6 protein-coding genes and 1 pseudogene are annotated in these 13,335 nt (G+C 58.9%); 3 read left to right on the plus strand and 4 right to left on the minus strand.

Annotated features, from left to right (window positions below; genetic code table 11):
• The first annotated feature begins 1,490 nt into the window (after nt 1-1,490).
• The 3 genes from NLY43_RS13525 to NLY43_RS13535 all read left to right on the plus strand — a co-directional run bounded on the left by NLY43_RS13525 (nt 1,491) and on the right by NLY43_RS13535 (nt 4,802).
• Nucleotides 1,491-2,024: a peroxiredoxin gene (locus NLY43_RS13525; protein ID WP_023702821.1), complete on the plus strand. Its 534-nt coding sequence runs from the start codon at nt 1,491-1,493 to the stop codon at nt 2,022-2,024.
• 69 nt (nt 2,025-2,093) lie between these two features.
• Complete coding sequence (rpoN, locus tag NLY43_RS13530) at nt 2,094-3,530, plus strand: RNA polymerase factor sigma-54 (protein ID WP_023713580.1); 1,437 nt, start codon at nt 2,094-2,096, stop codon at nt 3,528-3,530.
• A gap of 57 nt (nt 3,531-3,587) precedes the next feature.
• A complete protein-coding gene (locus NLY43_RS13535) occupies nt 3,588-4,802 on the plus strand; it encodes an MFS transporter (protein WP_286460933.1) in 1,215 nt (404 codons plus the stop codon).
• Between the two features lie 202 nt (nt 4,803-5,004).
• Here NLY43_RS13535 and NLY43_RS32800 read toward each other — a convergent pair.
• The 4 genes and pseudogenes from NLY43_RS32800 to NLY43_RS13555 all read right to left on the minus strand — a co-directional run.
• Nucleotides 5,005-5,246 (minus strand): annotated as a pseudogene (locus tag NLY43_RS32800) (recombinase family protein); the annotation flags it as partial.
• Nucleotides 5,247-5,361: 115 nt separating this feature from the next.
• Nucleotides 5,362-8,241 (minus strand): DEAD/DEAH box helicase, encoded by a 2,880-nt coding sequence (locus NLY43_RS13545; protein WP_023702825.1) that lies wholly within the window; start codon nt 8,239-8,241, stop codon nt 5,362-5,364.
• 304 nt (nt 8,242-8,545) lie between these two features.
• On the minus strand, nt 8,546-12,016 hold the full coding sequence (locus NLY43_RS13550) for an ATP-binding protein (RefSeq protein WP_023702826.1): 3,471 nt from the start codon (nt 12,014-12,016) through the stop codon (nt 8,546-8,548).
• The gene (locus NLY43_RS13555; RefSeq protein ID WP_023702827.1) at nt 12,013-13,272 is read right to left on the minus strand and encodes a metallophosphoesterase family protein; all 1,260 of its coding nucleotides are present in this window, start codon (nt 13,270-13,272) and stop codon (nt 12,013-12,015) included. The genes NLY43_RS13550 and NLY43_RS13555 overlap by 4 nt, the downstream gene beginning before the upstream one ends.
• Nucleotides 13,273-13,335: the final 63 nt, after the last annotated feature.

The following is a 13,335-nucleotide window of genomic DNA, read 5'->3' on the forward strand; positions in this document are numbered from 1 at the left end:
GATGCAGAACGTTATCCTGTACCTTCGAGGTCAGGATAAAGTCGGTGTGGTGGGCCTTTGACTCGCCGCCGGCCAAGATTTCCTGCGCAAGGGTCGACAAGAGCGGCGAGCTGTTGGGTAAGGGCGGTTTCGCCGAGGACCCCATGCCCATAGACGCTATCCGACGCGGATTTGACATTTTGCTTTTCTTTCTTCGTTCCATTCGTGCCATCCACGAAATGAAAGTCGGTCGGCGGCTCCCGGCCCGCAACGAAGCGGCTTCAAAACTCGTGCCAATTTGGCCAACCGAAGAAAAAATCTGTGATGCTTTTAGGGGCTTAGCCTGAGGCCAGAGAAGAGCTAGGCGAAATAGGCCGGTGTCGCGGGCCAACAAAGGCGACGGAAAAGTGTCGGACAGAACGCCTCGGCGACCTTTAGGTCGGGCTTGCGACATTCTGGTCCAGTTTCGAACATAAGAGGCGGCGAACAGACACGATTGGGGAATTCGATCCTCACGGGGCCAAGGCGCTTGCCCAAGAGCGCCCGCTCATGGTCGCTGCGACAGGCGCATGTTCGCGATAGCCGTGCCGGCGCACCAATGAACGCTAGCGCCACACGTTACGCAATGACTGGAGTGCCCTCCAGGCTCAGGTAATGCATCGGCTCGGCTTCCGGTTCGTCTTTGCCCAGCCGGGGCTGAAGCGCCGAATATCCGCACCATACAGCATCGTTGTTGCCTGTGTGACGAGGCGGTTATAGCGCCCGCCCGATCTTCTAAGACACGGCCTTCGAGAAGGAGGGGCGGTCCAACAGCCCCTCTATTCCAAATGGCACGCCGCTTGCTGCTCCTGGTTAGAGCACCATCAAATCACGATGAAAGCGACTTGAACCATGCCAGACGCGCGAAGCTCTAGACAGTGGCCTGAGGAGACGTTGCCCGTTCCCGCTGAACATCGGGACATCGTCTCCTCCGGAAGTCCGTTCTCGGTGGCCGCTTTGCGCATGGCTGGTCCGATGCCGGCACGCCAACACGGGCCGCTCGCGCAAATGCCGTTTACCGGTTCTGTTCATCATGTGAGTGCCCAAGAGCCCCGTCAAAGGGTCACCCAAGCCAAGGCCGGCGGGTCACTGCCACATATCGACAACACGCTGAACCAGTCCAGTGACGCGGGTCTGTTGCGTGAAGTGACATTTCAGGCCCCCACATGCTTGCGATATTGGCTACTTCCGGCCGCTATCCCTTTTCCCCGGGCACGATCGCGGGTGACCGATCCCGCTTCCGGCGCCATAGCCGTGGAAAGCAAGCGGCTCGACGGTGTCCAGCTCGCTCAGATCGATTGCGTTCGGGTGGCCAAGACCAGCCGCCAAGACGTTCCCATACGTCGCGAGGGAAAAGGAGGTTGCGAGCCGCCGAGGCCCTCATTCCGTGCCCGAGCATACGAGCCTTTGCTCGGAATTGCGCCAGCCTCTGCCAGAATTCAGCGCCAGTTTTCTTCTTTAGGAGCAACTTGATGACAGATCAAAAGAAAGTTCCCTTCGTCACCTTTCTCACGCGCGTTCACGATAAGTCAGTCCAGGGGCCAAATCCATATCGCTGGGAAGAAAAGACATCTAACGACTACTTTGCCGGCAAGCGGGTCATCCTGTTCTCGCTGCCTGGCGCCTTCACACCAACCTGCTCGACCTACCAATTGCCCCAGTTCGAAGAGCTCTATGATGAGTTTGAGAAGGAGGGAATTGACGCGATTTACTGCCTCTCAGTCAACGACGCCTTCGTCATGAATGCGTGGGGGAAGTCCTTGGGCCTGAAGCAGGTCGAGCTCATCCCCGATGGCTCAGGCGAGTTCACACGCAAAATGGGCATGCTGGTCGCCAAGGACAATCTCGGCTTCGGGATGCGCTCCTGGCGCTACGCCGCCCTGATCAACAATGGCGTGGTGGAGCACTGGTTCGAGGAGGAAGGTTTCTCCGACAACTGCGAGGCCGATCCCTATGGCGTCTCGTCCCCGCAAAACGTTCTCGAAACGCTGAAAGCCGCCGCATGACCTAGAATACGTCTCACTGGTGCCATTGCCGGCCCCAAGAGGCTCCTCGACAGGATTATCGCGCTCACCATGCAATCCTCAGCAAGCCTGCTTCAGCGCCAGAAGCAATCCATGGTCGCATCGCCTCAACTCATTGAGTCGATTCGCCTGCTGCAACTGGCGCATACTGAACTGCATCAGTTCGTGGAGCGGGAAATCGAGAAGAACCCGCTTTTGGAATCTGCATCAAGCGATGGCGGGCCTTTTGACGACGTTTCGATTTCGGGAGCGGATCAGCCTGTCGGCCCTGGCACAAACGCCGTTGAAGGACCGACCGGGGCAGGCTCGCCTGAACGGCTCGGGCAATGGAAATCACTTCGCAACACGACCAACAACCCGCCGGGCAGTGGCCCTTCCCTCGACGAGTTTGCCACCCTCGCCGAAACATTGCACGACCATGTCGCTCGTCAGATCGCCCTCACTGCGTTCACACCACAGGAGCGGCTGATCGCTGGCCAGCTTGCCGCCGATCTAGAAGACACTGGCTATCTTCGGGCAAACCTGTTGGAGCTGGCCGAGAGCCTGAATATCCATGAGGCTATTGTGGAACGGGTTCTCGGAACCTTGCAGCAATTTGATCCACCGGGAGTTTTTGCGCGAAGTCTCAGAGAATGCCTCGAGATCCAGTTGCGCCAGCGAAATCGGCTCGACCCGGCAATGGCAGCTTTGGTTGCCAATCTTGAAATGCTTGCACGACGCGATTTTGAGGCACTGAAGCAGCATTGCGGCGTCGATGAAGAAGACCTTCTCGACATGATGCATGAGATTCGGGCGCTCGATCCCAAGCCTGGGAACCGATTCCAATCCGGTGCGTCTGAATCAATCATACCCGACGTCTGGGTCACGCCCTCGCCGCAAGGCGGGTGGCAGATCGAACTTGATCCCGCCACGCTGCCAAAGCTGCTGATCAATCAAAGCTACTATGCCGAAGTCTCGCGTCAAACTGCCCAAAATTCGAAAGATCAAGCATTTCTCGACGAATGCTTACAAAATGCGAACTGGCTAATCCGCAGCCTCGATCAGCGCGCCAAGACCATTGTCAAGGTTGCGGCTGAAATCGTGCGTCAGCAGGATGCCTTTTTGGAAAATGGCGTCGCCCACCTGCGGCCTCTCAATCTTAGAACCGTCGCTGACGCGATCGGCGTGCACGAGTCGACGGTAAGCCGGGTGACCTCGAACAAGTACATGCTTACCCCGCGCGGAGTCTTTGAACTGAAGTATTTTTTCACCGTCGCGATCGCGTCCTGCCAAGGCGGCGATGCGCACTCCGCCGAAGCTGTCCGGCATCGGATCAAAGCGATCATTGCCGCAGAATCTCCCGGCGACGTGCTTTCCGATGAGGACATCGCTGTCCGGCTGAAGGAAACCGGCATCGATGTTGCGCGCCGCACCGTCACAAAATATCGCGAAGCAATGAACATCCCCTCCTCCGTGCAACGCCGCCGGGAAATGCGCTTGTGTTTTTAGATTTGGGTCAAGGCAGCCAACATCACGTTGCATTGCATCAAAGTGGAGACTTCGTTCATGACCCAATCCGCAGCAGGTGTCATGGACGCTGTTCTGCACCCAGAAAAGCCCGTCCCACCGTCTGGTCCCGCATGGGGTGCGGTCATTTCGCTTTCATTGGGCACCTTCGGGCTGGTCACGGCAGAGTTTCTGCCTGTCAGCCTGCTCACGCCCCTCGCGCGTGATCTCGGTATCAGCGAGGGAGCGGCTGGACAGGCGATGACGGCGACAGCTATCGTCGGGGCGATCTCGGCGCCGACGGTGGCCATCATCACAAAGCGCCTGGACCGCAGGACCGTCATGTGGACCATGACGCTGCTGCTGATCCTGTCGGACGTTCTGGCGGCCGGCGCGTGGTCGCTGGCGGTTCTCCTGACTGCACGCGTCGTGCTCGGCATAGCGCTCGGAGGCTTCTGGTCAATGTCGGCAGCACTGGCGATGCGGCTCGTTCCAAGCCACCTCCTGCCGCGCGCTATGTCGATCATCCTCACCGGCGTTTCCGTAGCTACCGTCTGCGCAGCTCCAATCGGCGCCTATGTCGGCGATATCTGGGGATGGCGAAGCGCCTTCATGCTCGCCGCAGCCGGCGCCGCCGCTACACTGCTGGTGCAACTCATAACCATTCCGAGACTGCCTCCGATTGGAGTGGCTAGCTTCCGCAGCCTGCTGGATGTAGCCAAGATCCCGATGGTCAAAATTGCGCTTTTGGTCGTCCTGCTGGTCGCTTCCGGCCACTTCGCCGGAATCACCTATATCCGCACCTTCCTCGAGAAGATTCCCGCGCTGGATGTAGAAACGATCTCGCTTGTGTTGCTTGCTTTTGGCATCGGCGGATTTTTCGGCAATCTGGCCGGCGGGCTTCTGGCCGAGTACAGTCTCAAGGCAGTCGCGGCCCTTGCACCGCTGCTCATAGCGATAGCCGCTGTTTCGCTGCTGACGGCGGGAGCATCGGCCTTGGCCTCGGCGATTGCTGTTGCCGCGTGGGGGTTTGCCTTCGGCGCGGTGCCAGTGGGATTGCAGACGTGGATGGTACGGAGGGCTGTTCCCGAGCAGGCCCAAAGCGCCGGTGTGCTGCTGGTCACAGTATTCCAAGTGGCAATCGCCGCCGGCGCGATTTTCGGCGGACTATTGGTGGAGAATGCGGGGATTACCAGCGCCATTGCCTACAGTGCTGTTGCCACGTTCGTCGCTGCCCTCATAGTGTTCGTGCTCGGCCCGAAGCGCGAAACCTAGACCGCCTGACAGGAGAGAGGTCTCAGCAGCGCAGCGGGACAAGAGATGCGATGCACGGCGCGGCGCGATCCTCCGCTTGCATGGACCAGCGGAAGCGCTTCGCCGGCTTCACCTCCGGGCCATGGCGGCCGACACCGGCATCTGCCGCACCGTTAAAACCAACGTACAGCCACCTTAGAGGCTCGCGCATAGCCTGATCATGCTTAGCGTGGCGCAGGGCTGCTTGAAGCTGGGGCCGGTCGTTGGCCTTTCCGCTCTCGACCTCGACATACTCCCTCAACGGCTCAGCGGCGGCCCTGCGCGGCTTCGGATGTAGGCGGCTACAGCTTCGCGTTGGGCCTCAAGGCCGAGGCCTGATGCGCCTTGGCGGGCCGTTGAGACGCGCAGATAGGACACGAAGAGGGGGTGGTGACGGTGTTGGACACGGGTTCGCTCCTGAGCTATTCCCAAACAGTCTAACGAGGGCAGGCAATTTGTGAATAGCTATTAAGAACCAAGCAGCCGCGCCTATCCGCGCGAAGACTGCATCCTCTTTCGAAATCGCGTCTCCCAATGACCGCTAGCGGGTCGCTGGCGAAGGTAAGGTTTCGGCTAGCGCAACGCCGGGTGTTGTCAGCCAGTTATAAAACCCACCCCTCGTAAGCGTCCCCTCGTGCAATCGCAGGATGGCTTCGCTGAGATCGGAAATGTCAACGACGCTAAGACGCTTGGCTGCTTCGATAAACGTTGGAACGCTGGGGTCGACACCGGGGCTGCATAAAGTGACGCAAGGGTTGTTCCGAAGGCCGGCTAGTTCTGAAGCCGCCAGAACCTCGGTAGCAGCGTTTAAAGGAACCGTCTCTTCCTCGCTTATTTTGGACTTCACCTCGACTACAATCGGAATGTAGTTCTCAACGGATACGAGGAAGTCGGGATAGCCTTGGCGACCAGTTTGATCGAGTGCCTGACAGGGTATCCCAAGCCCCGCTAGCGAAATACTGAACGCATGCTCAAGATCGGTTCCTCGCTTTTCATACAGCGCTGCTATCTGATCGCGTTTCATCAACCGATCAGCCCGCCGAAGGTGCAGCGTTTTTGAGTGGGCTCGGTCGTCCTGCCGCCAAGCCCGCGCGGCATTCCGAATGAGGTTGGCTATGCCACCACGCTCTTTGAGCCCAAGTGCAATACGGCGGCGTTCGTCGGCTTGATCGCTACCATCCATCAAATCTAGAGGCCTACAAAGACCTGCTCTTCTCAAGCTCATAATATCATCGCGCCGGAGACGTGCCTGAAGGCCGGGCAGCCGTAATTCAGACATCCAAAGCACATCGCTGGGAACCCCTACTCCCAGCCTCAGCGACTGGCGGCGGATAGCGCGGGCAAGCCGCCTCACGGCTTGAACGTCTTCGGCGTCTCCTCGGAGCGCGACTGGTTTGCTTTCATCTGCCAAAGTGGGGGATGTAACGCTTGCGATAATTTCAGACACTCCTGTGAGAACCCACGACACATCGCGAGCAACCCCTTGAACGGTTCCTAATCTCACACCTGCTACGATCCGTTCAATTTGGCCCCGAACCGTTCCAGCGGCCCACTCCGTTAACTGCAGGGCCCCATTGGCAGCTCCCGCATCCGCCACCCACGGCTGATCAAACAAGATTGAGTTCAATCTCGTCGCATAAGGGTTCGGCACCGGACCATTCTGTCCTATGCGCCAGTTGAGTTTACGCGTGGCCTTACCACCAATTATGTTGAACTCCGGGGATCGAATTGCTGCATGGCTGAGCACAAAGGCGAAATCGTCTTCGCTTACACTGTTACCAGCTTGGTCGATTAGTTGCGTGAGTTGCGCGGCGGACCTCTTCAGGCCCTCAATAAAGAACATCGCCGTTTCCGGCTTTAGACCAGATTGCGCAACGGCAACACCAAACGTGGTCACCGTGATTTGGCCATGCAGTTCTATAAGGCAGCCGATATCAACAAGTCGGTCTATTTGGCCGAATAGCTTGTCTCGCCAATGATCGATCCCACTCCGATTCCGCTCGCGCTCTCTGGATGCTGTGAGTGTGGACCCAATTAGATCAAATGCGTCCTCACGACTGGTGCACAACTTCCCAGCGAAAACCTGAAGCGTAAGGGTCCCAAAATCTTCTGGCGTGATGCCGAGGCCCAGTGGGGATTGTGTGGAAAGATCCATGAGTACCTGGGCCTGCTTGGTATCCTGAATCCCTTCCGCCACAAGCACAACATGACCTTGAGCGGCAGCTTGCCCCATCCTGCCCACACGGCCAGCCATGTTTTGAAACTCGGCTCGGTCAATTGGCACATGCATTCGGCGGTCAAAATCCCATCTTTTCCAGCTGGCAAACGCCGCGCTCCCCAAGGGAAAGTTGACGCCGGCAGCGAGTGTTGAAGTTGCGAAGACGACATCGACGCCGCCCATAGCTAGGCGATCCTCAACAAATAGTCGTTCGTCCTCCGTTAGCTCAGCGTTGTGATATGCTGTTCGCCTGCGCAGCGCTTCTAGAAGGGGCTGTTCGATGTCCACTCCCGCCGGCGCATCCAGTTGTATCGTCGGACGATTTTGCGCCCACGCTCTTGCGAAGTCATAAGTGTCATCGATCTTCATGCAAAATACGATAACGGGGTTCCGCTTTTGTTGAAGCAACTCTCCGACGATTGCCGTCACGTCGCGGTTTCGATTTGCTGGCTCGTGTTGTCGCAACCCTTCGAAGCCGGGGCCAGATGACACCGACAACGTTGCCGAGGAAGTCCTACACTCTAGCGTCAATACCTTCTCGCGATTGGGATTTCTGAGCAACCGTATGCCCAACCAGTTAGCTAGCGCCTGCCCGTCACCGGGGCTCAGAACCGCCGATAAGCCAACAAACTGTCGCCACCCGGCTCGTCGCATCAACGTGAGAAGTAGCTCAGCATTTTGACCGCGCTGTTTGTCCCCCACCAACTGTACCTCATCGCAAACGAAGCAGATGTTGGTAAGGTCGCGAGGCGGTCCGCCAACCGAAAGACAGCCAAGAAATTTTTCGTATGTGGCAACTAATATAACCGAAGAAAGGGGGGCATTTGTCTTCCTGCCTGCCGCATCTTCAACACTGTCTCCTGTCGCGCAGACAATGGCAGATCGATCATTTTCTAGGAAGTCGTTTAGAAATAGCCTCTTCGCTTCCTCAAATTTCTGTTTGGCCAATGCCCTGTGAGACACGAGATAAACGGCGGTATGGCCTGCCTCAATAGCCGAGGCTACAGTCCACCAACCAATCAGCGTCTTGCCGGTAGATGTCGGAGCACTAACCAGAACGCTTTCGCCACGAGCTACTCCGGCTTCTAGCGCTTCAAACTGAATATCCGTAAGAAGCGGCATGAGACCCGCTTCGGGTAGAAGTTCCGGCTTGCCTAAAACTTTGTCAGAGAGCCCGTGATCTTCTGGAATCGTCGTCTGCATGTTATCCCCCAAATATCGGCGGACTATAACCAGCCCCTTCAACTTTAACCAGTCGGGTTCGTTATTTGTCTGGGGACAATGGGCATTCCCCCGGCACCTCCGTGGCACCTAAGCTAACAGGTGAGCTGGGAAGCGGGAACGCCGTCGTGTCGAAGGTACGGATGGCCTCGCGCAACATAGGCAGACCAAGATAGGCATTTCTCAACCTCTATCGAAGGACGTCAGACGGAATTCGATCGAAAGTTCCTATGTCAGACGAGTTGGTTAGTTGAACCGCATCGTTTGAGGCGAATTCTAATCGAGCCTATCCCAGCTGGTGGATGGTAGATGCTGGCACAACAGTCTTGGCGATCTCACATAGGTGCTTGTGGTGCGTGAGATAGATGACCTGACCTGTGTTCGCCATCTCCCCAAACAATCTGAAAACCTCCTCCGAGCGAATATGGTCAAAGGTTTCCATGATGTCGTCGGCGATGAAGGGAACCGAGGGCCGGAATTGCGCGAACTCGTAATAACCGGCGAGCCTCAGTGCGAGGTAGAGCTGAAAGCGCGCGCCCTTCGAAAGCGCGTCAGCGAGCTTGGATTGCCCGTCGCGCTGCACCGCGATGAGAACCTCCCCGCCTTTCACGGGCTGGGTTGTAAGGCCTGAATACTGCCCACCGGTCATTAGCTTGAATGCGTCCGATGCACGCGCCATCATCCCCGAACGGTGGTTCTCACGGTAGATCCGCAAAGCATTTCCAGCCGACATGATACCAAGTTTCAGCTCAATGTAGCGAACGGCCTTCTCCTCGATTTCCAACAGGGTTGTGCGCCGTTCGGCATCCAGGCGGGCAACCGCGCTGTCACCGCCGATGGCGTCCAACTTGTCTGCCGCGCGGGTCTGTCGGATCAGCTGTTGCTGGATGATTTCATCGAACTGGCGAAGCCGCTGCTCGCCCTCAGCCTTCTCGACCGCGAGGCTGTCGAAATCGATCGCTTCCAGGATCGAGCGTGCCTGGTCGAATCCATCGACTGCGAGTTCCGCCACTACCCGTTCCTCAAGTTCGGCGACGGTAGTGCGCAAGCCGTCGCGCTCACGCAGCAGCTCGTCGCGTTCGACTACCTCGGACAGAGTGGCGACGCCAAAGACGCCCAGCACTTCATTCTTGCGGCGTTCGTGTGCCGAAATCTCGGTGTCGAGGATTTCGCGCGCCTCCTTGAGGCGCTTCAGCTCGTTGCCGAGGCTTGCCTTCGTTTCACGTGTCCGCTCGGCACGTTCCAGGCGCTCGGCAAGGCGGGTGGCCAACTGCTCCGGCTCGCCATCCTTCGTCGGCTCGTCGGCTTCGACCGCAACGGCGATGACCTCGACCAGAAAATTGGCCCTGTCGGCCTCCATCTTGTCGATACGCAGCTGCAGATCCTCCCGTTCCTGCAGGCTTCTTGACAGTTCGGCCAATTGATCGAGCACAGCGCCAACGCCTGACGCGGACAGACCGCTTTCGAGCCACGTTCCCTTGAGCGCTTCGGTAATGCCGGCCAGCCATTCCTCCTCGCGACGCTCCGCCACCCCTACCGCAACCCGTCGGGCAGCTAGATCCTCTTCTTTGGAACTCACCATCCTGAGCGCCTCGGCATACTCGGCGTCCACCTTGCGCTGCCGGTCCAGAAACAGCTCCGCGATGGCCATGATTGCTTCGAGGGTGTCGCCGGGCTCTGATACTATGCCGACACTTTCCAGCGCCGCTCTCATTTCCAAGTGTATCTGCTCGCCGGCGTCAGCGGCTCGCTCGGCTTTCAAGCGAGCAAGTTCGATCTGCTCCCAAGCAGCGAGCGCATCGCTGCGCGCCTCGATCTGATCCTCGATCCTTTCGATCAGGCGCTCAGACGAAGGTTCCAGGGCTTCTCCGAGGAGGTCGCTGGCGGCCACACGGATTTCCAACAATTGGGTATCCGCATCCTTGACGAGCTGTTGGCTTTGGATGCCGTTTCGTGACAGGTTGGCCGTGGCCTCGGCCAGGGCACGCGTCATTGCCCGGATCTCGGCCAGATCCGCCGCGCCGGCCAGCCGGCCTGCGCTGGCAACGTCATCGCGCGTCAGTGCCACGGCGAAATCGTCAGCGGTGTCACCAGTCAACACTGCGCGGTGCGTTGCCCACGCATCATCGCGGAGACGGCGGATGGCGGCAGCCGCTTCATCGTCGACAACGTCGACCGAGGCTCGAAGGGCATCCAATCGTGCGGCGAGCATTGCATGGTGGCCCTCGTATTCGGCGAGGCGTTCGGCAAGTACCGCGGTGTTCCTTGCCAGTACTGACGCTACTGTCTTCCAGGCGGCAATCTGCCCGGCGCTCGGAACCGCAACGTTGACGAGAGCGAGGGCATCTCCGTTCCATGGACGCAAGCGAGCCAGCGATGCCTTCCATCGGATTGTTCCCGCATCTCCCGCCTCGCGAGCCGTCTTGATCTCTGCCTTGTGTCCGCTTGCTCGCGCTTTCGACAAAGCCGAGCCCAGCCTTGCCCTGGCGGGTTCGGGCACCGCCCTTTCCTCGCCGACCCGCTGCCTTGCCACCTGCAACGCATCGAGTGCTGCCGCCGCCTCGTCGCGGGCGGCGCGCGCGCCCGTAGCAATACCGGACCTCTGCTCGACCATAGCGCGAACGACGCCAACTGTGACGGCAGGCAGAAGCAGTGCGGCAGGATCCGGCTCGGAAGACCGGCCCAAGGCGGCAAGGCAGCTTGCCACGGTGTTGTTGAGGATTTGCAGCCCCATCCTGCGAGTGGGCAAGTCAAAGCCAGCCGCGGTATGGCGCACCTTGCCCTCCGCCAGGCTGCGAATGCGTTCGGAAATCGACAGGATCCGTTCGTCCTCGTCGACCGCAGTGACTTTTGCCGACAGCCGCTCGACCTCATCGATGTTTGCGGACAGTCGCGTTCTGAGGCTGGCATCGTCCTCGATTAGTTCGGTGACACTTCCCGTCCATGTCCGGGCTGGGGAGGTGATGTCCGGCAGCTGATCCAGCCGGGCAATCTTGCGGCGCATATCCGCCAGCATCGGCGCAGCACGTACGTAACGAGCAATGGTATCCAGCCTGGCCACCAGCACCGCCCGATCGCTGATGGTTCGGCCGTACTGCTGCGATGCATCGAGACGTTCGGCCTCCAGCCCCTCATAGGTCGATGCAAGTGTGTCGATCGCATCCCTGCGCGACTTCACGTCAACAAGGCGCTTCTTCAGCAGCGCCAGTTCGGTGCCATGCGCCTGCTTCCGATACAGCGCGTCTGCTTCGGCCTCGAGGGCGTTCAACGTATCGCTTGCGTTCCCAAGACCGGCGCTGGCCGTGAAGAGGAGCTTGCCGAGGTCGCCCCGCGATTCCAGGATCGATTTTCCGCCGGCTTCCAGCGTCTCGTCATCGAGTGAAAACATAGTCGTGTAAGCGTCACGCGACAGTCCGGCGAGATGCGCCGTGATCGCCACCTCGCTCATCGATTGGCCCGTCGCGTTCAATAGCGAATTAGTACGCTGTTTCGTACGCGTGAACGTGTGCTCGGAGCCGGCCAGTTCCAGCACCCCACCGATGCGCATGGCGCTGTACTCATGCAGGAAGTTGTAGCGGCTCCGTTCCTCGATGCCGAACAGCAAATCTAGATAGGCGGAAAGCGCTGTCGATTTGCCGGCCTCATTCAGGCCAAACACGATATGCAGATCAGGTCCGGATTCCGGTTTGGGTCCGAAGTCGATCGTACCATCGGTGAACTTTCCATAGCGAATGAGGTCAAGGCGCTGCAGCCTCATGACGCTCCACCGGACTTAAGGCGGGAAGTCACCAAGTCTGCGCCCTTGGAAAGCACCTGATCGAGGAACCGTTCCAGCCCGGCTTCGTCCTTCCCAGCAAAATCCCGTCCGTCGGCCGGAAGGTCGGCGACCATCCTTTGGACGAACGCCCTCGCCTCGGCGCGGAAGGCATCCGAGGTGGCATCGGCGCGCATGGATTGCTCGAGTTCGAAAATCGGATCAGCAATATCCTCGGCCGTCTCCGCCCGAGGTGGCGCGAGGTCAAGCTCGAGCTTCTCCACCCACGTATGGCCTAGCTGTTCCGCAGCCTGTTCGGCTTCGGCAAGAAGGAGATCTCTGTCGCGGATCAGCGCCCATAACAATGGTGATGTTCCTGTTAGGCCAACGCGGGCCACAGCATGACGCGACCGGACGGCGGCCCGCATCTCTTCGAGTGCGTTTCGAACACGCGCGACGGCCTCGGACCACTCCACTGCTCCCGTAAGGTCGACGCTGACCCTTTCGAACTGCGCAACGCAGGTCAGCCTTTCCTCGATCTCCAACGAACGGTCGTCTCGCACCGTCACAAGGGTGACTGATTTCTCACTGGCCTCGTTGATATCCCTCCCCTGCGGTATTCCCGGCATCACCACCGTGCTTGCGCCGGAATGGACTTGGCGAAGATGAATGTGGCCAAGCCCCCAATAGTCGAAACCGTGGGCGTGCAGGTCAGCGATGCTGCAGGGCGCGTAAACGTCGTGACCGGGCGATCCGGCCAGACTGGTATGCATGATGCCAATATTGACGGCTCCTTCGCGAGCAGCCGGATATTTGGGCAGCAGGCTGTCCGGCGCCTTAGGGTTCGCAAAGCTCAAACCATGGAAAACGACGTCCACACCGCCGGCTGTCTGCAATACCGACTGAGCACGACCGCCAAAAATGGTCACGGTGTCAGGAAACACCAGCTGTTTGGAAATCCGCGACAGGGCGTCATGATTGCCGCGGATCTTGAAAACCCTGATGCCGGCCTGGTGCAGGCGTGTCATCTGCGCTGCCAGGAACCGCGCCGTCTTCATCGAGGTTTGATCACCATCGTATAGGTCGCCGGCTATTACCAACGCATCCACGCGTTCCTCTAGGCAGAGATCCACTATCGAAACGAATGCCTGGCGGCTGGCGTCGCCCACGAGCCCGGCAAGATCGGGATTACGCATCGCGAGCGAACGCAGCGGCGAGTCGAGATGAATATCGGCCGTGTGTACGAATCGAAATGCCATTCGGCCTCCGCCAGCAAAAGAGGTGTTCCGAGCTTCAACAGAGATTGCAACGAGGGCTCTACA

It is taken from the genome of Mesorhizobium sp. C416B (assembly GCF_030323165.1).
Classification (GTDB): domain Bacteria; phylum Pseudomonadota; class Alphaproteobacteria; order Rhizobiales; family Rhizobiaceae; genus Mesorhizobium.

What these genes read in the sequence shown, in the direction of transcription:
- NLY43_RS13525 (WP_023702821.1), top strand. Translation starts at nt 1,491, where the DNA reads ATGACAGATCAAAAGAAAGTTCCCTTCGTCACCTTTCTCACGCGCGTT.
- rpoN (WP_023713580.1), top strand. Translation starts at nt 2,094, where the DNA reads ATGCAATCCTCAGCAAGCCTGCTTCAGCGCCAGAAGCAATCCATGGTC.
- NLY43_RS13535 (WP_286460933.1), top strand. Translation starts at nt 3,588, where the DNA reads ATGACCCAATCCGCAGCAGGTGTCATGGACGCTGTTCTGCACCCAGAA.
- NLY43_RS13545 (WP_023702825.1), bottom strand. Translation starts at nt 8,241, where the DNA reads ATGCAGACGACGATTCCAGAAGATCACGGGCTCTCTGACAAAGTTTTA.
- NLY43_RS13550 (WP_023702826.1), bottom strand. Translation starts at nt 12,016, where the DNA reads ATGAGGCTGCAGCGCCTTGACCTCATTCGCTATGGAAAGTTCACCGAT.
- NLY43_RS13555 (WP_023702827.1), bottom strand. Translation starts at nt 13,272, where the DNA reads ATGGCATTTCGATTCGTACACACGGCCGATATTCATCTCGACTCGCCG.